The organism is Streptomyces sp. NPDC001443 (genome assembly GCF_053597355.1).
In genome coordinates, this window is sequence record NZ_JBSFIA010000001.1 from 394,686 (window position 1) to 416,401 (window position 21,716).

A 21,716-nucleotide genomic window follows, 5' to 3' on the forward strand; every position below is an offset into this window, starting at 1 on the left:
TTCGAGGGGAAGTTCTCGTGACGAGGGGGAAACGTGTCCGTGGCGCAGCCTGATGTGAGCGTGATCATCGGGGCGTACGAGGCCATGCCGTACCTGGTCGAGTGCCTGGCGTCGGTCGAGGCGCAGACCCTCGACGCGGCACGCGTCGAGGTCATCGCGGTCGACGACGGCTCCGCCGACGGCACCGGCGAGTACCTGGAGGAGTTCGCCGCCCGCGCCCCCATGACGGTCACGGTGATCCGCCAGGAGAACTCCGGCGGTCCCAGCGGCCCGCGCAACGTCGGTCTGGGCAAGGCCACCGGACGCTACGTCTTCTTCCTCGACGCCGACGACCGGCTCGGCCCCGAGGCCCTGGAGCGCATGGTCGCCATGGCCGACGAGAACGGCACGGACGTCGTGCTCGGCAAGGTGGAGGGCGTCAACCGCAACGCGCCCAAGTCGATGTTCGGCAAGACGCTGAAGCGGACCGACGTCTACTCCTCCAACATCAAGTTCACGCTCAGCGCGCAGAAGCTGTTCCGCCGCGCCCTGCTGGAACGCCACGGGATGCGCTTCGACGAGTCCCTGTGGACCGGCGAGGACGCGCTGTTCACGATGGAGGCGTACCTGCGCGCCGACGGCGTCTCCGTGGTCGCCGACCACACCTGCTACTACCTGGTCGGCCGTGAGGACGGCAAGCATGTGACCAAGAGCGGGAGCTACAAGCTCCGCTTCGACTCGGCGCGCGCGCTGATGGAACTGCTCGCCCGGATGCTCCCGCCCGGCGCCGAGCGGGACGTGCTGATGGTCCGCCCCTTCCTGGTCACCCTGCTGCCGCAGTTCGGGCCGGTCTTCCTCAGGAACGACGAGGAGACCCGGCGCACCAAGATGGAACTGGCCCGGCCCCTGATGGACGCCCACTGGAACGAGGGCGTCGCCCAACGGCTCCGGGTCCACGAGCGGCTGCGGCTGCACCTGGTGGCCCGGCAGCGCCCGGACCTCCTCATGGACGTCATCCGGTTCATCAAGGAGAAGCAGGAGCCCGCCCCCGTCCTGAAGAAGGGCAACACCCGGCTCTACCTCGCCTACCCGCACTTCCGCTCCAAGGCGGCCGGTGTGCCCGACAGCGTCTACCTCGCCGAACCCCGCGAGGCCAAGGACTACCCCGGCTGGCGCAAGAGTCCGGCGGAGTCGTTCCTGCGCCGGGCGGCCCGCAAGGTGAGGCGCCGGATCTCCCGGATACGAACGGCTCCGCGAAGCGCCACGGCGGGGTGAACGGCCGTCCGGAAGGAGAGTGGCGACGCGTGCGACGCGCCGCCGCCTTCTCCCGGCTCTGCGGGGCTACTTCGACTTCAGCGCCTGCCGCAGCGGACGTCCGACCGCCCGCCGCGCCCGCCGGTAGATCGAGGGCGCGGGAAGCGCAGCCTTGGCGGCGGCCTTCGCGCCGGACCGCGTCTTGGCCAGCTCCCGCTTCAACTGCGTGTTGTGGCCGTCCAGTTCGGTGATCCGCTGCTGCAACCACCCGAACCGGCTGGTCAGGGAGGCCAGGTCGGCGTCGTTCCACGGGCGCACACCCGCCGGGAACGACAGCGACCGCAGCTTCTTCTCGAAGGCCGCGCCGCCGTCGCCGTGCGTGAAGGTGTTCTCCAGGCCGTTCTTGTCCAGGAACGAGGTGAAACGGTCGAAGCGCTGCTTGTGATTGCCGGTCAGCGGGCCGAAGTCCGCCTCCTCGTACAGCTCGGCCGGGTCGAGTTCCGCGGGCGCCTCGCTCAGCAGCCGGTGCGGGATCTCGAAGTAGCGGCACAGCTCCAGCGTGCGCGAGTCGAAGGCCAGCACGGTCGCGGGCGTACCCGCCAGCAGTGCCGCGATGTTTCCGTGGATTCGCGATCCGAAAGAGTAGTCGAAGCCCCGCAGGTCGTCGATCCAGGTGACCGGGTCGACGTAGACCCGGGCCTTGTCCTCCCGGTACATCGGGTGGTCGGGGTGGGTCGGCATCTCGGTGATCCGGCCGGCCGGGGAGTTCACGTCCCGCCAGTGCAGCTGCTTGGCGTCCGTGAGGTTCTGGCCTATGTACAGCAGGTTCGGGTACCGCTCGTGGGCCCGGTCGACGATCTTCGACAGGCCGCCGCCGCGCATCGCGGTGTGCGAGCCGTTCACCGCCACCCGGGAGTCCGCGGTCAGCGCCGCCACCCGCTTCTCGACGGGGAGCCGGTCGCCGTGCATGAACATCGACGGGCAGCCGATCACCTCGACGTCCCGGAAGCCCATGTCGTTGAGGTACTTCTCGGTGAACTCGCCGCGCACGCCGATGGACGCGCTGTGGTCCAGGACCGCGGAACAGAAGGCGCGGACGGTGGGCTCCATGGCCTTCAGCCGCGACGGGTCGTACGTCACACCGGTCTGCGCGCCGACCCCCACGACGACGACCGGGATCTTCAGCTTGCCGATCAGCCGGGTCAGCCGCTGCAACGGGAGATCGAAGGACGGCCGGAAGGCGTTGGCGAGCGGCACGACGAACACGTCGTACTCGTCGTTGATCCGTGAGGCCGCCGCGACGTCGCTCTTCATGCCGTTCGAGACCACCTCGGCACCGGGGGTCTCGAGGATCTTGTGCGTGGCGTCGCTGAAGATCAGGTTGCCGGAGTTGGTGGCGATGACGTCACGGTGGAGAGCTTCCTCCACGGAGAGGACGTCGAAGGGGCTCTTCCCTGATCTGAGGAGAATACGCTTCACGGAGTGAACTGTAGATGGCACACCGTTCACATTAAATTTAGATCGCCTTTAATTTCCATAGGCAACCGGGGCAACTTTTTTGCCGTACGCAATGCGTGAGCAAATGATTACGCAGGGCCTGTCCGGGGGCTGGACCGATGCGCGCCGCCCCACCCGCTTCGCGTAGATTGCCGGGCGGAGCGCCAGACCTACGCGAGGGGACGTCGAGCAAGGTGGCAGGGGCAAGGCAGGCCGTGGGCGAGGCCCGCAGGATCGTCGTCAAAGTGGGTTCCTCGTCACTGACCACCGCCGCCGGCGGACTGGACGCCGACCGGGTCGACGCGCTCGTGGACGTCCTCGCCAAGAGCCGCAGCGGGGGAGAGCGGGAGATCGTCCTCGTCTCCTCCGGCGCCATCGCCGCCGGCCTGGCCCCGCTGGGCCTGCGCCGCCGCCCCAGGGACCTGGCCCGCCAGCAGGCCGCCGCGAGCGTCGGCCAGGGCCTGCTCATGGCCCGCTACACCGCCTCCCTCGCCCGCTACGGCGTCCGCGTCGGCCAAGTCCTGCTGACCGCCGACGACATGAGCCGCCGCGCCCACCACCGCAACGCCTCCCGCACCCTCGACAAGCTCCTCGCCATGGGCGCCCTCCCCGTCGTCAACGAGAACGACACCGTCGCCACCGACGAGATCCGCTTCGGCGACAACGACCGCCTCGCCGCCCTCGTCGCCCACCTCGTCCACGCCGACCTGCTCGTGCTGCTGTCCGACATCGACGGCGTGTACGACGGCGACCCGGGCAGGCCCGGCACCTCGCGGATAGCGGAGGTGCGCGGCCCCGCCGACCTGGCGGGCGTCGAGATCGGCAGCGCGGGCAAGGCCGGCGTCGGCACCGGTGGCATGGTCACCAAGGTCGAGGCGGCCCGGATCGCCGCGGCCGCCGGCATTCCCGTGGTCCTCACCAGCACCGTCCACGCCGCCGAGGCCCTCGCGGGCGGGGACACCGGCACCTACTTCCACCCGGCGGGCAAACGCTCCGCCGACCGGCTGCTGTGGCTCCAGCACGCCTCCACCCCGCAGGGCTCCCTGACCCTGGACGACGGGGCCGTGCGCGCCGTCGTCGAACGGCGCAAGTCGCTGCTGCCGGCCGGGATCGCCGCCGTCGAGGGCGAGTTCAGCGCCGGAGACCCCGTCGAGCTGCGCGACGGCACAGGGCGCGCGGTGGCCCGCGGACTGGTCAGCTTCGACGCCAAGGAGATCCCCCGGCTGATCGGCCGCTCCACCCACGAGCTGGCGCGCGAACTGGGCCCCGCGTACGAACGCGAGATCGTACACAGGGACGACCTGGTGATCCTGCACCCGTAAACCGGGTCGAACGGGCGCTCCCGGTGGGGGACGTTCCGTGAAACCGCCACGCGAAGCCTCCCGGCCTGCTCAACTTTGACTCAGGGAACAATCCGCAGGAGCACTGCGCTGGCGCGAAGGAGGCCGTAGTGAGACGAGTGCGCCCTGGGGCGGGAGCGTCCCGCGGCGGCGCCGAAGGCGCTCGTGCCACCCGCGGTGCCTCCTCCCGCGCCCCCGGTGAGGAGCGCGCCCTGACCAGCGTCGCGGCCGGCGACCGGTACGAGGGCGAGAAGCCCGCGGAGCTGCCCCGGCTGTGGCACATCACCCTCAGTCTCTCCGGCGCCGCGTCCCCGATCAACGAGGTCCGGCGGGCCCTGGAACAGCTGGCGCACGACCACCCCTTCCTGCTGACCAGCCGGTACGCGCAGGACCACGCGGAGATCCGCTACTGGGAAGAGGCCCGCGACCTGCACGACGCCGCCGCCGTCGCCCTGCGGCTGTGGGGCGAGCACCGCCAGACCGCGGGCCTGCCGCCCTGGGAGATCGTCGGCCTGGAGGTCATCGACCGGGAGACCTACCACCAGCGCGTCGCCGAGGGCTACGGCCCTCCACCGGCCACCCCGGTCGGCGTGCATCCCTACTGACCCCGGCCGGCGCGCAACCCTGCCGGGTCCTGCCAGGACAGGGGCCTTTCGGGCCCTTCGGGTGCTGTCTCGGGGTTTGGGATGAGCCCTGGACGGCCCCGCCGCGCGCACTACCCTTCCCTCATGACCACGCTTTCACCGTACGACTCCATGTCACCGGTCACCCAGGCCGCCTACCGGGCCAAGGCCGCCGCCGCCGACCTCGCGCCGTTGCCGCGGTCCGTGAAGGACGACGCGCTGCTCGCCGTGGCGGACGCGCTGGAGGTCCGTACGAGTGAAATCGTCGAGGCCAACGCCAAGGACATCGCCAAGGCCCGCGCGGCCGGCACCAGCGAGGCGATCATCGACCGGCTCACGCTCACCCCGGAGCGGGTGCGGGCCATCGCCTCCGACGTGCGCGACGTCGTGGCCCTGCCCGACCCGGTCGGCGAGGTCGTCCGCGGCTCCACCCTCCCCAACGGCATCGACCTGCGCCAGGTCCGCGTACCGCTCGGCGTCGTCGGGATCATCTACGAGGCCCGCCCGAACGTCACCGTCGACGCCGCCGCCCTCTGCCTGAAGTCCGGCAACGCCGTGCTGCTGCGCGGTTCGGCCTCCGCCTACGAGTCGAACACCGCCCTCGTGCGCGTCCTGCGGGACGCCGTCGGCGGCGCCGGGCTGCCCGCCGACGCGGTGCAGCTCGTCCCCGGCGAGAGCCGCGAGAGCGTCCGGGAACTGATGCGAGCCCGCGGCCTGGTCGACGTCCTCATCCCGCGCGGCGGCGCCTCCCTGATCCGCACCGTCGTCGCCGAGTCCACCGTCCCGGTCATCGAGACCGGCACCGGTAACTGCCACGTCTACGTCGACGCCCACGCCGACCTGGACATGGCGGTCGACATCCTGATCAACTCCAAGGCGCAGCGCGTCAGCGTCTGCAACGCCGCCGAGACCCTCCTGGTCCACCAGGACATCGCCGCCGAGTTCCTGCCCCGCGCGCTGGACGCCCTCGCCGAGGCCGGCGTCACCGTCCACGCCGACGAACGGGTCCTGGCCTACGCCAAGGACTCCAAGGCGACCGTCGTGGAGGCCACACCGGAGGACTGGGAGACCGAGTACCTCTCGTACGACATCGCCGCCGCCGTCGTCGACTCCCTCGACCGGGCCGTCGAGCACATCCGGCTGTGGACCTCCGGGCACACCGAGGCCATCGTCACCACCTCGCAGCAGGCCGCCCGCCGCTTCACCCGGTTGGTCGACTCCACCACCGTCGCCGTGAACGCCTCCACGCGCTTCACGGACGGCGGCCAGTTCGGCTTCGGCGCGGAGATCGGCATCTCCACGCAGAAGCTGCACGCCCGCGGCCCGATGGGCCTGCCGGAGCTCACCAGCACCAAGTACATCGTCACCGGGGACGGCCACATCCGGCGCTGAGACGAGCCTCCGTGCGTTCCCGGCGGCCGGCGGCTCCCCATGAGGCAGGAGCCACCGGTGGGGCGCGTGTGGCCGCTGGTCCGCCGGGCCGGTCCCGCCGCCACGGCGGAGCCGTCTCGGCAGGCGGATGAATTTCCATACCGTCTGCCCAAAATGACCCCCCAGGTCTACTCTGGATCCGTGCCGGAGGACGTGGGGGGCACGCCGTTCCCTGACGGCTGGGAGCCCGACGACGACCACGACCGCGGGGTGTCGGACGAAGAGTTCGCCTCCGTGGTCTTCGACGAGGCCTTCGTGCAGGCGGCCGAGGTGCACGAGCCGACCGCCGTGGAACGCCTCCTGGCCGCCGCCCAGGCGAGAGCGGAGGCCTCCGAGGCCGAGGCCCGCCGCGCCCACGCCAGAGGCGAACGCTACGACGACGGGTACGGCCCCGAGGGGCCCGACGATCTCGGCCATGATCCGGACCTCGACGATCTGACCGACCCCGACGACCCCGATTCCCCCGAACGCCGCTACGGCCCTCTGTGGGGGTACGGCAGGCAGGTCCGCTGGCATCGCCCCGTCGCCTGGATGCTCGCCCTCGTGATGGGGATCGGCATGGTCGCGCTGGCTTTCACCGCGGTCTACCGCGGCGCCTCGTCCGGCGACCGCGACCAGATCCCGCCACCCGCTTCGACAGGTCTCGAACAGGGCGGAGCGGCCACCCCCTCCGCCTCCACCGACCACGCCCGGCCGGCGGTCCCGGCACTCCCGCGCACTCCCTGAACCCGCTCGGCGATCCTGGTGAGAACCTGTCAGAACTTGTCGTACAGCCGGGCGTTTACCGGGGCTCCGCGCGACCTACCCTGAATGTATGGGCGGACCTGGAGACCCACCTGAGGGGACACCCGAGGGCGCTCCCGGAAGTGGCGAGGAAGAATACCGATCCGTCGTCTTCGACGAGTCGTTCGTCCGCGCTGCCCGCATCCAGGAGTACTCCGCGCAGGAGCGCATGACCGACCACACGCCCGCCGTGCGCCGCCGCCCGCCCCTGCGCCGGGGTCTGTCCCGGCAGGCGCTGATCCTGGTCCTGCTGATAGCGGTCGCCTTCGGCACCGCGATCTACATGGGCGTACGCAACCCCTACCAGACCCCCGGGGCTCTCCAGCCGGCCGAACCGCTGCGGATGACCATGATCCCGCTCTCCCCGTCGGGCAAGGTGCCCGGCACGGCCGATGCGGAGTACCTGTACGCGCACAGCCCCGCGGCGCAGTTCCGCCTGGGCGCCGAGGGCGTACCGCTGCCCGCCTCCCGGGCCACCGCGCACTTCTCCGAGGGCCAGGTCGTGACCGCCCTGACCACGGCCAAGGACTACATAGTCCGCTCCGCCCTCTACCCCGAGGTGCTCACCGGACAGCAGGTCCGGCCCGTGCGCGTGCTGCTCGACCCGGACCAACTCGACCAGTTCGACCAGAGCTTCGACCACCCGAGCGCCGACGGCCGGCACGCGCCCACCGGCTGGCTGATCCGCTTCGATCCCGCCCAGGTGGAGCTGGCCGACCCCAGCATCCGGGTGCAGGGCACGCTGGCGTTCGCCGAGAGCGACGCGTCGACCCTCGAGGTCACCGCCGACCACACCTTCGTGTACGCCCTGCGGCCGACCGGCGCCGGAGCGAAGGCCGAGGTCTCCTTGTTCACCGTCCGGCGCGAGCTGCGCTTCCGGTTCGACCACGACGACCTGCGCCTGCGCCAGGCCCAGCTCGTCGTCTCCGTCGCCCAGGCCGGCCCGCTGTCCTGCGCCGACGACTCCGCGAACCGCCTGCACCCCCTGCTCTTCGGCCAGACCGCCAGGAGCGGCGGCCCGGCGGGCACCGACCCGTACGCCACGGGCGACGCGACGGCATTGTGCGGAGCACTGGCCCCGAGCGCCCAGCCGAATGTGTGAGCCGACAGGCCCTGGAGCCAGGGGCAGCAGGACCGCGCGGCCGCGCTCCCGACCCCGTCCTCCCGGTCCCCGTCCGTCCGGGCCCGCTCAGTCCTTGTCGTGCGGTGGGGTGTCCGACGGGCCGTCCTGCGGGTCCGGCCCGTCCGACGACGGGCGGTCCTTCGGCGGCGGCGGGCCGGCGAACCCGCCGAAGCCGCGCCGTACCCGGCCGCCCAGATCGCCCGCCCCGCCCGCGATGTCCGTGACCAGCTTCATCAGCGGGTCCTTGGAGCTTTTGACATGGCCGGCATAGCTGGCGGCGGACTCCCGGAACGAGTCCGTGACCGAGGTGTCCTTGTCGTCGTCGCGCCGAGGGTAGTGACCGTCCATGATCCGCTGGTAGTCGCGGGACGCCGCCCACTTCTTCAGCTCGCCCGCGCGCACCGCGGCGAAGGGGTGGGTACGGGGCAGCACATTGAGGATCTTCAGCACGGAGTCGCGCAGGTCGCCGGCCGCGTCGTACTCCTCGGCCTGCTGAAGGAACGCGTCCACGTTCATCTCGTGCAGATGATTGCCGCCCGCGATCTTCATCAGACCGCGCATCGAGGCCTGGAGGTCCTGGCCCACCAGCAGACCCGCCCGGTCGGCTGACAGCTCCGACTTGCGGAACCACTCCCGCAGCGCGGTCACTATCCCCATGATCGCGAGGTTGCCCAGCGGTATCCAGGCGACCTTCAGCGCCAGGCCGGTCAGGAACAGCAGGATCGTGCGGTACACGGAGTGGCCGGACAGCGCGTGGCCCACCTCGTGGCCGACGACCGCCCGCATCTCCTCCTCGTCGAGCAGCTCGACCAGGCCCGTGGTGACGACGATGATCGGCTCGTCCAGGCCGATGCACATCGCGTTCGGCTGCGGATCCTGAGTGACGTACATCGGCGGGACCTTCTCCAGGTCCAGGATGTAACAGGCGTCCCGCAGCATGTCGTTGAGGTGGGTGAACTGCTGGTCCGACACCCGCACCGAGTCGGACAGGAACAGCAGTCTCAGGCTGCGCTCGGGCAGCAGCCCGCTGAGCGCCTTGAAGACCGTGTCGAAACCGCTGAGCTTGCGCAGCGCCACCAGGGCGGAACGGTCGGCCGGGTGCTCGTACGCCCGGGAGGAGATCCCCTGGAAGCGCCTGCGCTGCCGGCTCGGCGCGCGCTCGTGCCCGTTGTGCGGGCGGCCGTCGTCGGACATGTCTTCCCCCATGTACGTCTGAGTGCCGTGCGGGCGGTGCGCGCCGTGCGGCGCCGCCGTGCGCGGTCGTTCCTGCCTGCCCCCGAGGCTGAGCCCAGCCTAGGCGGAGTTACCGTGTACGGGCAGTACAGCGAAGGAGTCCAACGCCATGGAGCACACCCCCGCAGCCGCCTGGCTGACCGAGGCCGCGAGCGCGGCCGAGCAGCAAGGGACGGGCAATCTGCTCCGGATCGTCCTGATCGTGATGGTCGTCGGTTGTGTACTGACCGGGTGGTTCCTGTTGCGGGGCTACAAGCGGAAGGACGACTGAGGGTCTTCGAAGGTTCCCCAACGGCGGAGTCGGCGTGATCGCCGCCGAGGCGCCCGCATACGATGGGCCGACGTCTTTATCCCGCCCTTCCCTCTTCTCGGCTCCACCGAGCGGGGGGACACCCATCGGATAGGTTCTGCTGAAGATGAGCTTCCACAGCGCCGCAGCCCAGCTGGTCACTCTCGCCGCCGAGGGCGAGGAGCACGGTGGCAACCACGACAGCCTCAACCCCCTGGTCACGGGCGGTGGTGCGTTCATCGTCCTGCTGCTCCTGCTGTGGATCACCACCCGCTTCAACCGCGACCGCTGAATCCGGCGAAGGCCCTCCCGGGGCCGCCCCGGGGAACTCGTGGCCAAGGCTCTCGGACCGGGCCGGTAGGGTCTGCACGCATGGGAGAGCAGGACATGCCTACCGGTCCGGTGAACGGCACGGCCGACCCGGCCGACACGGGGCACGGCACCTTCGGCGGACCGCGGCACCACGGCCCGGCGCAGCCACGGCCCGGTGGACCGGGCAACGGGCCGTCGACCCCGGGCAAGCGCCGCCTGGGCGTCATGGGCGGCACCTTCGACCCGATCCACCACGGACACCTCGTGGCGGCCAGCGAGGTCGCCGCGCAGTTCCACCTCGACGAGGTGGTGTTCGTCCCGACCGGCCAGCCGTGGCAGAAGACCCACCGCAGTGTCTCGCCGGCCGAGGACCGCTATCTGATGACGGTCATCGCGACCGCCGAGAACCCTCAGTTCTCGGTCAGCCGCATCGACATCGACCGGGGCGGCCCGACCTACACCGTCGACACCCTGCGCGACCTGCGCGCGCTCAACCCCGACGCCGACCTGTTCTTCATCACCGGCGCCGACGCCCTCGCCCAGCTCCTGACGTGGCGGGACTCCGAGGAGCTGTTCTCCCTGGCGCACTTCATCGGCGTCACCCGACCGGGCCACCAACTCACCGACCCCGGCCTTCCCGAGGGCGGAGTCTCCCTGGTCGAAGTTCCCGCGCTCGCCATCTCCTCCACAGACTGCCGTGCGAGAGTCGCCAAGGGCGACCCCGTCTGGTATCTGGTGCCGGACGGAGTCGTGCGCTACATCGACAAGCGTGAGCTGTACCGCGGCGAGTGAGCCGAGAGGGGCACCGGTGAACGACCGATACGACGCGGAATACGGTGAAGACCAGTACGAACTCGTCGGTTACGACGAGTACGGCCGGCCGATGTACCAGCAGGTCCGGACGCCGCAGGCGTCCCGGCCCCCGCAGCAGGCGTACGACCCGTACACGCAGCAGCAGGGCTACGGCTACGACCCGTACGCCACGGGCAGCCAACAGCCCGTCTCCCCGTACGACCCCTACGACACCGGGCAGCAGCCGCAGGTGCCCGCCTACGACGACTACGCCCCCGGGACGCACGCCGGCGCGGGCACGCACACCGGCGCGGACACGAACGGCTCGGCCGCCGCCCCGTACGACCCCTACGGGCGGACCGCCGCCGGCGGACAGCAGCCGCGCGTCGCCGAACGGACCGCCTACATACCGCAGCAGACCGGCCCCGCACCGGACCCGGAGCCCTCCGAGGACGAGGCGCCTGACGCCGCCGTCGGGTCGCAACCCGAGTACAGCACCGGGCAGTTCGCCTTCGTGGAGGAGCCCGACGGCGACTCCGAGGACGTCATCGACTGGATGGCGTTCACCGAGAACCGCACCGAGCGCCGCGAGGAGGCCCGCCGCCGCGCCCGCAGCCGTGTCGTCGCCCTCGTCGTCGCCATGGCCCTGTTCGTGGTCGGCGGCGTCGGCTACCTCTGGTACGCGGGCAAGATCCCCGGCCTCGGGAAGTCGGCGGACAAGGCCGGCACCACCACCGCCGCGGGCGCCCAGAACCGCGACGTCATCGTCGTCCACCTGCACAACACCAAGAAGGGCGGCACCTCCACGGCGCTGCTCGTCGACAACACCACCACCAAGCAGGGCACCACCGTCCTGCTGCCCAACTCCCTCGCGGTGACCGGCGACGACGGCGCCTCCACGACACTCGCCAAGTCGGTCGACGACGACGGCTCCTCCGGCACGCGCGAGGCGCTGGACACCGTCCTCGGCACCGACATCGAGGGCACCTGGCGCCTGGACACCCCCTATCTGGAGAACCTGGTCGACCTGGTCGGCAACATCGAGGTCGACACCGATACCGACGTCCCCGACCCCGGCGCCGAGAAGAAGGGCACCGCCCCCCTCGTCCACAAGGGCAAGAACCAGACCCTCAGCGGCAGGATGGCCGTCGCCTACGCCACCTACAGCGCCTCCGGCGAGGCCCAGAACGCCCAGCTGGAACGCTTCGGCCAGGTCATGCAGGGCGTACTGCGCAAGGTGTCCTCCGACAGGCAGGGGGCGACGGTCACCGTGCAGACACTGGCGCAGATCCTCGACCCGTCGCTGACCGACAAGGACCTCGGCGCCTTCCTCGCCAAGCTCGCCGACCTCGCCAAGGGCGGCGACTACAAGACGGCGCTGCTGCCCGTCCAGACCGACGGCACACTGAGCGCCCAGACCAGCGGCAGCGTGGTCAAGGACGTCCTCGGCGGTACCGCGAAGAGCCCCGACCAGGGGTCCGCGATCCGTGTCTCGGTCCAGAACGCCACCGGCACCAAGGGCAACACCGAGAAGGCCAGGGTCGCGCTCCTCAACGGCGGCTTCACCTTCCTGGACGGCGGCACCGCGGACGGCTCCGAGGCCACCTCCGAGGTCACCTACGCCGACGCCGCCGACAAGGACAACGCCACCGAGGTCGCCAAGACGCTGGGGCTGCCCACCAGCGCCGTGACCAAGGGAAAGGTCTCCGCGAACGCGTCCGTCGTGGTGATCCTGGGCCAGGACTACAAGCCCCCGGCCCTCTAGCCCGGGACCCCGCGCCCCACGTGATCCGGACGGGTGATCCGTTCGTCACGTGGGGCGCCGTCGGCTGTCCGTGAGACCCTTGGTGACACATGACCGCCGACGGAAAGCCTTGTAGTGACCGCCACTGACCGTTCCATCGAGCTCATCAACGCCGCCGCCCAGGCGGCGGCCGACAAGCTCGCGCACGACATCATCGCCTACGACGTCAGCGATGTGCTGTCGATCACGGACGCCTTCCTGCTGGCCTCCGCCCCCAACGACCGCCAGGTCAAGTCCATCGTCGACGAGATCGAGGAGCGGCTCAACAAGGAGCTCGGCGCCAAGCCGGTGCGCCGCGAGGGCGACCGCGAGGCCCGTTGGGTGCTGCTCGACTACGTCGACATCGTCGTCCACGTCCAGCACAGCGAGGAGCGGGTCTTCTACGCCCTGGAGCGGCTGTGGAAGGACTGCCCCGAGCTGGCGCTGCCCGCGGACGCCCAGGCGACCCGCGGCAAGGCCGAGGAGCACGCCAAGCTGCGCGCGGCCGAGGAGGAGGCCGACGGGGACGGTGAGTGGCGATGACCACCCCGGGCGCCGGGGCCGGATCCGCGGTCGACCGTGAGCCCGGCCGCGGGCGCCGGATCATCCTCTGGCGGCACGGCCAGACCTCGTGGAACGTGGAGCGCCGCTTCCAGGGCAGCACGGACGTCGAGCTCACCGAGACCGGTGTCGCCCAGGCCCGCCGCGCCGCCCGGCTGCTGGCGTCCCTGCAACCCGACGCAATCGTCGCCTCCGATCTTCGGCGGGCCGCCGACACGGCCGGCGAGCTCGCCGCGCTCACAGGCCTCACGGTGGCCCCCGACGAGGCCCTGCGCGAGACCTACGCGGGTGTCTGGCAAGGGCTGACGCACGAGGAGATCCTCGCCCGGCACGGCGAGGAGTACGCCGCGTGGAAGCGCGGTGAGCCGGTCCGCCGCGGCGGCGGCGAGCTGGAGACCGAGGTCGCCGACCGCGCCGCCCCGGTCGTCCTCGCCCACGCCGAGAAGCTCCCCGAGGACGGCACCCTCGTCGTGGTCAGCCACGGCGGCACGATCCGCACCACGATCGGACGCCTGCTCGGCCTGGAGCCACGGCACTGGGAGAGCCTCGGTGGTCTGTCCAACTGCTGCTGGTCCGTCCTCGGCGAGGGCGCCCGCGGCTGGCGCCTGCTCGAGCACAACGCCGGCACCCTGCCCGAGCCCGTGCTCGGCGACGACGACTGACCGCAGTTCCGGGGCGCGCAGCGGAGCCCGGAACCCGGATTTCACTTTCCGGCAGGTCGCAGGCTAGAGTTCTTCTTGTTCGCACCGCAGAGCGGGAAGAACGCAAGGGGCTATAGCTCAGTTGGTAGAGCGCCTGCATGGCATGCAGGAGGTCAGGAGTTCAATTCTCCTTAGCTCCACAGAACGACACTCTGTCGAGTTGTCAAAGATCGGTTGGATCAGGATCCCGTCCCCTCAGGGGGCGGGATTTTCTGTCTGCCACTGCTGGATGATCTCGGCGACCCCCTCGTCCGACGGCGGCCACAGCCGCTGCCTGGTCTCCCGCAGCAGCCCGAGCCTGCTTCGCGCCTCCTCGCTCTCCGGTGTGTAGACGACGATCCGGCACTCCGGCATCCCGTCGATCGACAGCGACTGCGAGGTCATCCTCAGTTCGCCGACCGCCAGATGCCGGAACGTCTTTATCCGCGGCCCCGGAGGTATGACCTCGCCGCTCGCCCACACCTCGGCGAAGTGCGGGCTGACCGCCGACAGGCCTCGGATGAAGTTCTCCCAGGCCGGCTCCCCGACGTGCCGGCCGTACGAGGAGCGCAGTGTCGCCACCATCACGGGCAGCTCACGCTCCCGGTGCACCACCGGGCAGGCCTCCTCGGACACCGTGAACAGCGTCCACAGCACGTTCGGCACCCCGATCCGTACGGTCTCCGGGACCAGGAACAGGACGCGGTAGGCCGGGTTGGTGGCGAGGACGTCGTAGCGCGAGTTGTAGACCGCCGCCGGAAGCGGGTCCAGGGCGTCGATGACGCCCTGGATCTCCGGGGCGACGGTCTGCGTCAGGCGCTCCGGATCGGGCTCGAAGGGGACCTCCGCCAGGCGGTACAGATGCTCCCGCTCCGGCGGGTCCAGCCGCAGCGTGCGGGCCACGGCGTCCAGGACCTGCGCGGAGGCGTTGATCGGCCGCCCCTGCTCCAGCCAGGTGTACCAGGTGACCCCGACACCCGAGATCTGGGCCACCTCCTCGCGCCGCAGCCCCGGGGTACGGCGCCGCAGCCCCGGCGGCATGCCCACGTCGGCCGGTGTCACCCGGGCGCGCCTGTTGCGCAGGAAGGCCGCCAGCTCCGGCCGGCGCCGCTGTGTCGTCCCCATCGTCACGTCCCCCCGTCATCCCGCCGCGACTCCATCGTCACCGCCCGGCACGGTCCTTGCCAGGTGCTGGCAGTACCAGCATCAGCGGGCACTCCACACTCGTACCGAAGCCTCGTCACGCTCGACGGCATGACGACAACACCCCGCACGGAGCCGGATTCCGCGCCCGTTCCGCGGCCTGGATCCAGTAAAGCCCCCGGCACTGACAACGGGTCCCGGCTGCTGCTCACGGTCGTGCTCGCGGCCCAGTTCATGGCACTGCTCGACGTCTTCATCGTGAACGTGGCGGCCCCCACCATCGGTTCCGACCTGCACGCCTCCGGCGCCGACCTGCAGCTGGTGATCGCCGGATACGCCATCACGTACTCCGTGCTGCTGATCACCGGAGCCCGCCTCGGCGACCGGCTCGGCCACGGCCGGGTCCACCTGGCCGGGCTCGCCCTCTTCACCGCCGCCTCGCTCGCCTGCGGGCTCGCCCAGGGCGCGACCGAGCTGATCGCCTTCCGGCTGGTGCAGGGCGCAGGTTCGGCGGTGATGATCCCGCAGGTGCTCAGCCTGATCCAGCGCTCCTTCACGGGGGAGGCCCGGATGCGGGCCCTCGGCGCGTACTCGGCGGTCATAGCCGTCGGCGCGGCGGCCGGACAGGTGGTCGGCGGTGTCCTGGTCAGCGCCGATCTGTTCGGCACCGGCTGGCGGCCCGTGTTCCTCGTCAACGTGCCGGTCGGCGCCGTACTCCTTGCCGTCGGCCGGCGCGCACTGCCCCGCGGCGGCGCGGCGGACCGGACGCGCCGGTTCGACCTGACCGGGCTGGTGCTGCTGGGCGGGGCCGTCTCGCTCCTGACGGTGCCGCTGGTGCTCGGGCAGGAGGAGGACTGGCCGCTGTGGTCCTGGCTGTCGCTGGCCGCCGCGGCCGGCCTCTTCGCGCTGTTCTGCCGCTTCGAGGCGCGGCTGGCCCGCAGCGGTGGCGCCCCGCTGATCGCCCCGCGGGTCCTGCGCCACCCCGGCATGGGCCTGGCCGCCTTCCGGATCATGGCCGTCATGGCCGTCAACGGCGGCTTCCTGTTCGCGCTCACCCTGCATGTCCAGGGCGGCCTCGGCTACAGCGCGCTGCACGCCGGTCTCACCTTCGCGCCGACCGCGGTCGTCTTCGGAGCGGTCGGCCTGACCTGGCGGTCCTGGCCCGCCTCCTGGCAGCGGACGCTGACCCCGGCCGGATTCGCGCTCACCGCGGTGTCCGTGGTGGCGGTCGGCCTGGTGCTCAGGGGCGGCGGCGAGGGCGGCGCCTGGCTGTACGCGGCCTACGCGGGGACCGGGACCGGTATCGCGCTGGGCTTCAGCCCGACGCTCACCCGGGCGCTGGCCACCGTGCGCCCCGAGGACGCGGCGGACGCCAGCGGCCTGCTCGCCACGGTCACCCAGCTCGGTCAGCTGATCGGTGTCGCGGTCTTCGGCACACTGTTCCTCAACCGCCTTGAGTCACTTGGGGCCCCGGGGGCGTATACCTCTGCGGAAGCGCTTGTGGCGTGCACGTTCGCGCTTGCCGCGGCGGCCGTGACGGGCGCCGTGTCCGGACTGGTACTAAGGCGTCGCTGACCGTATCGGCCCGGCCGTGGCAGAATCAAACGGCCGGAAGGGGGCGCGGCCCGACTGGGAGGGAGTGGTGATGCCTGCGAGCATCCTCGAAGAGGTTCGTGTCCTCTTCGACGCAGTACTGACACGGGATACGATCATCCGGCTCAGCTGCCCTTCCTGTGGTTCCGCGGACGTCGCGCAGGTACTGGGCGACAACGGCGGAATTTCCTATGTGTGCACGGCCTGCGGCCACAGCTGGAGCTGATCGATGGGTGCACACAGGCGAAAGTGCGACTGGTGCGGCAGCGGGACGCCGATCGTGCGCGACATGGAGCCGCTCAATCCCGACTACCAGTACTGGTGCGAGGAATGCGCGCGGGCGCTGATCATAAAAGGCGACCCCATCGAGACGTACCGCGAACTCGAGGGCGAACCGATCTACGGCCGGCTCCTCGAGGAACACTGCACACTCAAACGGTTCTATTCGTTCGTCACGGCTTGATCACGGCCGGGGTCTCGTAGCGAGATCCCGGCGAGGGCGAGGAAGAGCAGGCCCGCCCCCGCGTAGAGGGCCGACAACGCCAACTCGACGCCCCGCTGATGCAGTTCGGGCCGCCCGTGGCCGTGTGGCACCCACCACAGCGCGTACGAGCCGAAGACGAACAGCGCCCCCAGGGCCGCCGCCCGGTGCCCGCGCGTCACCAGGAGCAGGACCAGTGGCACACACCACACCCAGTGGTGCGACCACGACACGGGGCTGACGAGCAGCGCCGTCACCGCGCAGACCGTCACCGCCCAGGCCCGCAGTCCGCGCAGCTCCGCCGCGACCGCCACCGTGAGCCCGCCCAGGGCCACCACGGCCGCTGTGGCGACCCAGAGGTTCCCCGGCTCCGGCGTGTGCAGGAAACGGGCCAGGAGGCCCCGTAGAGCCTGATTCGCGGCCTCCTCCGCGTGGCCGACCCGCCCGGCACGGAACATCGTGTCCGTCCAGAACCGCCGGGAGTCCCGCGGCAGCACCACCGCCGTCAGCACGGTGACGCAGGCGAACGCCGCCACCGCCCCGCGCGCGTGCCGCAGCCGGTGACCCGCACAGCCGTGTCCGACCCGGGCCGTGACACCCGCGGCGAGCAGGAACACCACGAACAGCGCGGGCGTCAGCTTCACCGCCGTCGCGAGCCCGATGCCCAGGCCGGCCCAGCGGTGCCCGGGGCGCCGGGTCAGGTCCCACAGCACCAGGACCGCGATCAGCAGATTCACCTGCCCGTAGCGCAGCGTCGTCCACACCGGCTCGCACCACACGGCCACCGCGGCGCCCCACCAGACGGTCTCCGTGCGCGTGTGGCCCACGAGGCGCAGCGACAGTCTGACGAACACGACCAGCAGGACGAGGTTCCCGGCCGTCGCCAGGGCGCGCAGGCTCGCGATGCCCGGCAGGGTCAGCGGGGTGAACAGCAGGGCCGCGAACGGCGGATACGTGGTGGGCAGGTGCTCCGCCGTCGCGCGCAGCGCGTACAGGTCGCCTCCGGCGAGCACGGTCGCGCCCTCGGCCCGGTAGACCATCAGGTCGATCATCGAGACGTGGGTGGCCCGCTGGGCGATCCAGAAGGCGGCGAAGGAGAACAGGCAGGCACCCAGGGCCATCGGCATGCGGCGGTGGCCTGCGGAGAGCGTGAGCGCGGTCACAACGAACGACACTATCCCGAGCGAATCCGTACAGAACGGAATCGATTTGGTGGTGCACCCCGGTGACCGTGTAATGTTGGCGTCGCCGCCGGGGAAACCGGGCGACACGGTAAACATGCGGTTCCACCGCATGACCGCGAGGGGCTATAGCTCAGTTGGTAGAGCGCCTGCATGGCATGCAGGAGGTCAGGAGTTCAATTCTCCTTAGCTCCACAGAAGTAGAAGGCGGATCACTCGATCGAGTGATCCGCCTTCTGCGTTTTCCGGAGATGAAGTCCGGCGACAGTGCGACCGCTGCCGTACGGCGACGCGCCGGTGGCCGGCCCCGGGCGGGGCCGGCCACCGGCGCGGTGGGTCAGCGGCCCAGGGCTCGACGGCCGCGCCCCTGGGACACGACCGGCAGGTTGCGGGCGGGTGCCTGCGAGCGGGTGTCCTCCTCGATGCGCAGGGCGAGGGCCGGGCAGCGGCGCACCGCACGCAGCGCCTTGGCCTCCGCGAAACGCGGGACCTTCGCCTGCGCGACGGTCGGGAAGCCGTCGGCGCCGAGCTCGAACACCTCCGGGAGGAGATCCGCGCACAGACCGTGACCCCGGCACAGGGTCCAGTCGACGAAGATCTTCTGACGGCTCTCGCTGTCGTCCGCGGGCTTTTCGGCGCCCATGATGGCCGCCGGCGCCATGCCGGGCTCGAAGAGCGGCAGAACGCCCTCCACGGGCCGCCCGCAGCCGTTGCCGAGGACGTGCGCGGCCAGGTCGTCGGTGAACGCCTTGATGGTCGACTCCAGGAACATCGCGGAGCCGTCCGGGTGCGAGCACGCGCCGCGCCGCTTGACGTTCTTGGCGACCTGCTTGAGGGCCTCCAGCGCGGCGGGCCCGCCGCCGTTGAGGATGTCCTCCATGCCGCGTGCCGCGGCCGGCAGACCGAGGTAGCAGGGGCCGCACTGTCCCGCGCTCTCCTCGGCCAGCCACTGGGCCACCCGCAGCGACTCGCCCAGCGGGCAGGTCTCCTGAGTGATCGGCAGGATCGCGCCCGCGCCGAGCGCGCCGCCCACCGCGTCCAGGGAGTCGCGGGAGACGATCGCCTCGTTGACCGTGGCCGCGTCGATCCACTTGCCGTGGTAGCCGCCGGTCAGCACACCCTGGGGGACGGGCGGGGCGCCGGCCAGCTGGAGCACGTAGCGCAGCGGCACGCCCGTGGGGACCTCCAGGACCATCGGACGGGCCACGGCGCCCGAGACCGTCAGCATGACGGTGCCGGGTTCGTCGTACAGGCCGGTGTTGCCGTAGCGCTCGGGGCCGATGCGGGCGGCGATCGCCAGCTGGGCGAAGGTCTCGGCGTTGGACAGCAGGGTCGGGGCGCCGCCCACGCCGTTCTGCGACGCGCTGACCTTGCGGCCGGGCGGGATCGCCGGGCCGCCGTCGATGGAACGGATCACGGACGCGGCCGCGCCGGTGACCATACGGATCGGGTTGCGCTGGACGAAGGCCTTCAGCGCCGAGCGCCGGCCGTTGCTCAGGCCGCGCTCGGCGAGCGCGGCCTCCATGGACCGCTGGGTGGACTCACGGGTGACCGCCACCACGAGCGTGCGGGCACCCAGCGCCTCCGCGACCAGCAGCGCGCCGTCCAGGATGAGGTGCGGGGCACGGTTGATGAGCACCGTGTCCTTGCGGCAGGCCGGTTCGTCCTCGCTTCCGTTGACGACGACGACCGGCCGGACGCCGCGCTTGATCGCCGCGTCGGCGACCGAGCGCAGCTTCTTGTGGAAGGGGAAGCCCGCGCCGCCGCGGCCCTTGAGGTTGATGCGTTCGGAGAGCTGCGCGAGCTTCTCTCCGCCCAGGGGTTCGAGCGGCCCGTGCACCTTCAGGTGCATGGGCAGATCGAGTCTCTCGACAAGGTCGAAGCCCGACGTGAGTTGCGGAAGGCCGACCACGCGGACTTCTGGAACGTCGGGCAGGGCCTCGTTCACCTATAGCCTCCGGAAGGCATGTTCCAAGGTTCGCCCGAACCCGGTGTGTCGTACGACGCACCGGGGTTTGGTTCACTGGCGGGACCGCTGTTGTACGTGTCGTTCTGGTTGTACGTGTTGTACCGGGCGTTCGTCTCACCGGTGTCGTACACATCACTTCCGCGGTATCCCGCCGCACCCTGGCTGCCGTAGGCCGGGATGCTGAATCCCGTGTCCTGGAGCGGGTCGTAGGCGGACGGGGGCGCCTCGCCGACCGGCGGCGGGGACGGAACCGGCCAACTGCCCGCGGTGTTGCCGCCGGCGTCCATGCGCGGCATGGCCGCCGTGGCCTGCGTCTCGAACGGCGCGTTCGCGCGCCCGGCCGGGCCGCCCGCGTAGGGCTGCTGCCCGCCGCCGACGGGCGCGTTGGCGGTGCGGTAGGCGGCCGCGAAGCCGTTCCCGGACTCCTGGGTGCCGTACGACGGCGAGGCGGCCGACGCCGGCGGCGCCGTCCGGGGCGAGGCCATCGTCTCGGCGGTCGGCGACGGACGGCCGCCACGGCCCTCGTAGCCCGGCAGCGACGATCCGGCCTCCGCCACCCGGGCCCGGCTCGCCTCCAGGCCGTCCATGGCGGACATGTCGCTGTTGCCCATGAACCTCATGAGCTGGTCGGCGACCTTGCGCTTGACCGAACGGGGGGAGCTGCGCAGCGCGAGGGCGGCCAGGACTCCGGCCAGGCACAGCTCGTACGAGACCATGAAGAAGGGCTTCGCCGCGCGGCCCGCGAACAAGCCGTGCGTCAGGGCCGCGCACAGTGCGGGGTAGGCCAGCATGTGCATCGCGCGCCAGCGGGCGGCGACCACGGCCGGCGCGGCGAACTGGTTGCGCAGCGCACCCGTGATACCCACGAAGATCATGAGCAGGCCGGCCAGCGAGCCGAGGCCGATGAGTCCGGCGCTGCCCTTGACGCCCAGGCTGAAGGGGAGCAGCGCGGCGATCAGGACGGTGTGTCCCAGGAGCAGCTTGACGCTGATGTGGACGATGAGGAACGCGATCGAGCCGACGGCGGTCACGCGGTGGACGCCCTGCGCGACGATCCGCTGACGCGTGTTGAGGATGAGCCGGTCCTGGGCTATCAGGCCCCAGATCACCGAACAGGTCAGGCAGACCAGGGACAGCACGCCGGCGCCGAAGTTGAGGAACTGCTGGAACTGATCACCTCCGGCCAGCACCACCACGGGGATGAGGATCAGAACGACAGCCGACGCCACGCCGTAGGCCGACCGGCCGGGCTTGGGGAGCGAGCTGTTACTACGACGAGGGTTCATGGGGGCAACTCCGAGCAGTTTCGGGAAAGCGGTCCCGCTGCCGAACTCTAAGTGGCTCCATACCGAGGGGTACGAGGTTTGAGTTATTGCGTTGTTATCAAAGGACAGCGCGTCCGTTGCGATGTCCCTGTTGCTGCTGTTACGCGAAGTAATCGTTGAACTTGATTCAGCTTTCGTGTGGTGTGCATGATCTCCAACAGAGACATACGCAAGTACGACGCGACGTGCTCAGGGCCTGCGGTACCCTAGCGCCATGCGTGCTGTACGCCTTCTGCTTAGCGAGCCGCGCTGATCAGTCCCGACCACCGGTGAGACCCGTGGTCGGCATCGGCGCGGCGTCCCCTCCTGTGCGAGGGGCTTTTTCATTTCCGCAGGCAGAGACG

Annotated in this window: 20 protein-coding genes and 2 tRNA genes; 16 read left to right on the forward strand and 6 right to left on the reverse strand. The window is 70.9% G+C overall.

Annotation, left to right across the window (positions count from 1 at the left end):
- Window positions 1-33 precede the first annotated feature (33 nt).
- Window positions 34-1,254, forward strand: a complete 1,221-nt coding sequence (locus ACWC24_RS01650) for a glycosyltransferase family 2 protein (protein WP_450660810.1) — start codon at window positions 34-36, stop codon at window positions 1,252-1,254.
- Between the two features lie 66 nt (window positions 1,255-1,320).
- Here the strand turns inward: ACWC24_RS01650 and ACWC24_RS01655 are convergent, their stop codons facing one another.
- Window positions 1,321-2,712, reverse strand: coding sequence for a polysaccharide pyruvyl transferase family protein (locus ACWC24_RS01655; protein ID WP_450660811.1), 1,392 nt, complete (start codon window positions 2,710-2,712; stop codon window positions 1,321-1,323).
- 233 nt (window positions 2,713-2,945) lie between these two features.
- On the opposite strand from ACWC24_RS01655, the gene proB reads away from it, so the two are divergent.
- The 5 genes from proB (at window position 2,946) to ACWC24_RS01680 (ending at window position 8,009) form a co-directional block, all read left to right on the forward strand.
- Window positions 2,946-4,052: a glutamate 5-kinase gene (gene proB, locus ACWC24_RS01660; RefSeq protein ID WP_450661037.1), complete on the forward strand. Its 1,107-nt coding sequence runs from the start codon at window positions 2,946-2,948 to the stop codon at window positions 4,050-4,052.
- A gap of 137 nt (window positions 4,053-4,189) precedes the next feature.
- Window positions 4,190-4,675 (forward strand): hypothetical protein, encoded by a 486-nt coding sequence (locus tag ACWC24_RS01665; protein ID WP_450661038.1) that lies wholly within the window; start codon window positions 4,190-4,192, stop codon window positions 4,673-4,675.
- Between the two features lie 123 nt (window positions 4,676-4,798).
- Window positions 4,799-6,085 carry a glutamate-5-semialdehyde dehydrogenase gene (locus ACWC24_RS01670; RefSeq protein WP_450660812.1) on the forward strand — a complete coding sequence of 429 codons (1,287 nt, stop codon included), beginning with the start codon at window positions 4,799-4,801 and terminating at the stop codon, window positions 6,083-6,085.
- A gap of 180 nt (window positions 6,086-6,265) precedes the next feature.
- Window positions 6,266-6,850 (forward strand): SCO2584 family spore wall biosynthesis protein, encoded by a 585-nt coding sequence (locus ACWC24_RS01675; protein ID WP_450660813.1) that lies wholly within the window; start codon window positions 6,266-6,268, stop codon window positions 6,848-6,850.
- A gap of 88 nt (window positions 6,851-6,938) precedes the next feature.
- A complete protein-coding gene (locus ACWC24_RS01680) occupies window positions 6,939-8,009 on the forward strand; it encodes an SCO2583 family membrane protein (protein ID WP_450660814.1) in 1,071 nt (356 codons plus the stop codon).
- Between the two features lie 87 nt (window positions 8,010-8,096).
- Here ACWC24_RS01680 and ACWC24_RS01685 read toward each other — a convergent pair whose 3' ends face one another.
- Window positions 8,097-9,224 (reverse strand): M48 family metallopeptidase, encoded by a 1,128-nt coding sequence (locus ACWC24_RS01685; RefSeq protein ID WP_450661039.1) that lies wholly within the window; start codon window positions 9,222-9,224, stop codon window positions 8,097-8,099.
- 148 nt (window positions 9,225-9,372) lie between these two features.
- Here ACWC24_RS01685 and ACWC24_RS01690 point away from each other — a divergent pair, with 148 nt between their 5' ends.
- The 7 genes from ACWC24_RS01690 (at window position 9,373) to ACWC24_RS01720 (ending at window position 13,841) form a co-directional block, all read left to right on the forward strand.
- Window positions 9,373-9,534: a hypothetical protein gene (locus tag ACWC24_RS01690; RefSeq protein WP_450660815.1), complete on the forward strand. Its 162-nt coding sequence runs from the start codon at window positions 9,373-9,375 to the stop codon at window positions 9,532-9,534.
- Between the two features lie 145 nt (window positions 9,535-9,679).
- A complete protein-coding gene (locus tag ACWC24_RS01695) occupies window positions 9,680-9,844 on the forward strand; it encodes a hypothetical protein (RefSeq protein WP_450660816.1) in 165 nt (54 codons plus the stop codon).
- 80 nt (window positions 9,845-9,924) lie between these two features.
- Complete coding sequence (gene nadD / locus ACWC24_RS01700) at window positions 9,925-10,656, forward strand: nicotinate-nucleotide adenylyltransferase (protein WP_450660817.1); 732 nt, start codon at window positions 9,925-9,927, stop codon at window positions 10,654-10,656.
- Between the two features lie 16 nt (window positions 10,657-10,672).
- On the forward strand, window positions 10,673-12,421 hold the full coding sequence (locus ACWC24_RS01705; RefSeq protein WP_450660818.1) for a LytR C-terminal domain-containing protein: 1,749 nt from the start codon (window positions 10,673-10,675) through the stop codon (window positions 12,419-12,421).
- Between the two features lie 114 nt (window positions 12,422-12,535).
- Complete coding sequence (rsfS, locus tag ACWC24_RS01710; RefSeq protein WP_450660819.1) at window positions 12,536-12,982, forward strand: ribosome silencing factor; 447 nt, start codon at window positions 12,536-12,538, stop codon at window positions 12,980-12,982.
- The gene (locus tag ACWC24_RS01715) at window positions 12,979-13,662 is read left to right on the forward strand and encodes a histidine phosphatase family protein (protein ID WP_450660820.1); all 684 of its coding nucleotides are present in this window, start codon (window positions 12,979-12,981) and stop codon (window positions 13,660-13,662) included. Before rsfS ends, ACWC24_RS01715 begins: the two co-directional genes overlap by 4 nt.
- Window positions 13,663-13,768: 106 nt before the next feature.
- Window positions 13,769-13,841, forward strand: a tRNA-Ala gene (locus ACWC24_RS01720).
- Window positions 13,842-13,896: 55 nt separating this feature from the next.
- On the opposite strand, the gene ACWC24_RS01725 is transcribed toward ACWC24_RS01720, so the two are convergent.
- Complete coding sequence (locus ACWC24_RS01725; protein ID WP_450660821.1) at window positions 13,897-14,805, reverse strand: helix-turn-helix transcriptional regulator; 909 nt, start codon at window positions 14,803-14,805, stop codon at window positions 13,897-13,899.
- Between the two features lie 129 nt (window positions 14,806-14,934).
- Between ACWC24_RS01725 and ACWC24_RS01730 the strand changes: the two genes are divergently transcribed.
- Window positions 14,935-16,398, forward strand: coding sequence for an MFS transporter (locus tag ACWC24_RS01730; RefSeq protein WP_450660822.1), 1,464 nt, complete (start codon window positions 14,935-14,937; stop codon window positions 16,396-16,398).
- Window positions 16,399-16,645: 247 nt separating this feature from the next.
- A complete protein-coding gene (locus ACWC24_RS01735) occupies window positions 16,646-16,879 on the forward strand; it encodes a hypothetical protein (RefSeq protein ID WP_019523121.1) in 234 nt (77 codons plus the stop codon).
- On the opposite strand, the gene ACWC24_RS01740 is transcribed toward ACWC24_RS01735, so the two are convergent.
- The gene (locus ACWC24_RS01740) at window positions 16,858-18,060 is read right to left on the reverse strand and encodes a glycosyltransferase 87 family protein (protein WP_450661040.1); all 1,203 of its coding nucleotides are present in this window, start codon (window positions 18,058-18,060) and stop codon (window positions 16,858-16,860) included. The genes ACWC24_RS01735 and ACWC24_RS01740 overlap by 22 nt on opposite strands.
- A gap of 140 nt (window positions 18,061-18,200) precedes the next feature.
- Here ACWC24_RS01740 and ACWC24_RS01745 point away from each other — a divergent pair.
- Window positions 18,201-18,273: transfer RNA gene (locus ACWC24_RS01745), tRNA-Ala, on the forward strand.
- A gap of 142 nt (window positions 18,274-18,415) precedes the next feature.
- Here the strand turns inward: ACWC24_RS01745 and ACWC24_RS01750 are convergent.
- Window positions 18,416-20,026, reverse strand: a complete 1,611-nt coding sequence (locus tag ACWC24_RS01750) for an NADH-ubiquinone oxidoreductase-F iron-sulfur binding region domain-containing protein (RefSeq protein WP_162468490.1) — start codon at window positions 20,024-20,026, stop codon at window positions 18,416-18,418.
- Window positions 20,023-21,333, reverse strand: coding sequence for a ferric reductase-like transmembrane domain-containing protein (locus ACWC24_RS01755; RefSeq protein ID WP_450660823.1), 1,311 nt, complete (start codon window positions 21,331-21,333; stop codon window positions 20,023-20,025). The genes ACWC24_RS01750 and ACWC24_RS01755 overlap by 4 nt, the downstream gene beginning before the upstream one ends.
- Between the last annotated feature and the right edge of the window lie 383 nt (window positions 21,334-21,716).

What these genes read in the sequence shown, in the direction of transcription:
- ACWC24_RS01670 (WP_450660812.1), top strand. Translation starts at nt 4,799, where the DNA reads ATGACCACGCTTTCACCGTACGACTCCATGTCACCGGTCACCCAGGCC.
- ACWC24_RS01680 (WP_450660814.1), top strand. Translation starts at nt 6,939, where the DNA reads ATGGGCGGACCTGGAGACCCACCTGAGGGGACACCCGAGGGCGCTCCC.
- ACWC24_RS01685 (WP_450661039.1), bottom strand. Translation starts at nt 9,224, where the DNA reads ATGTCCGACGACGGCCGCCCGCACAACGGGCACGAGCGCGCGCCGAGC.
- ACWC24_RS01690 (WP_450660815.1), top strand. Translation starts at nt 9,373, where the DNA reads ATGGAGCACACCCCCGCAGCCGCCTGGCTGACCGAGGCCGCGAGCGCG.
- ACWC24_RS01695 (WP_450660816.1), top strand. Translation starts at nt 9,680, where the DNA reads ATGAGCTTCCACAGCGCCGCAGCCCAGCTGGTCACTCTCGCCGCCGAG.
- nadD (WP_450660817.1), top strand. Translation starts at nt 9,925, where the DNA reads ATGGGAGAGCAGGACATGCCTACCGGTCCGGTGAACGGCACGGCCGAC.
- ACWC24_RS01715 (WP_450660820.1), top strand. Translation starts at nt 12,979, where the DNA reads ATGACCACCCCGGGCGCCGGGGCCGGATCCGCGGTCGACCGTGAGCCC.
- ACWC24_RS01725 (WP_450660821.1), bottom strand. Translation starts at nt 14,805, where the DNA reads ATGGGGACGACACAGCGGCGCCGGCCGGAGCTGGCGGCCTTCCTGCGC.
- ACWC24_RS01730 (WP_450660822.1), top strand. Translation starts at nt 14,935, where the DNA reads ATGACGACAACACCCCGCACGGAGCCGGATTCCGCGCCCGTTCCGCGG.
- ACWC24_RS01735 (WP_019523121.1), top strand. Translation starts at nt 16,646, where the DNA reads ATGGGTGCACACAGGCGAAAGTGCGACTGGTGCGGCAGCGGGACGCCG.
- ACWC24_RS01755 (WP_450660823.1), bottom strand. Translation starts at nt 21,333, where the DNA reads ATGAACCCTCGTCGTAGTAACAGCTCGCTCCCCAAGCCCGGCCGGTCG.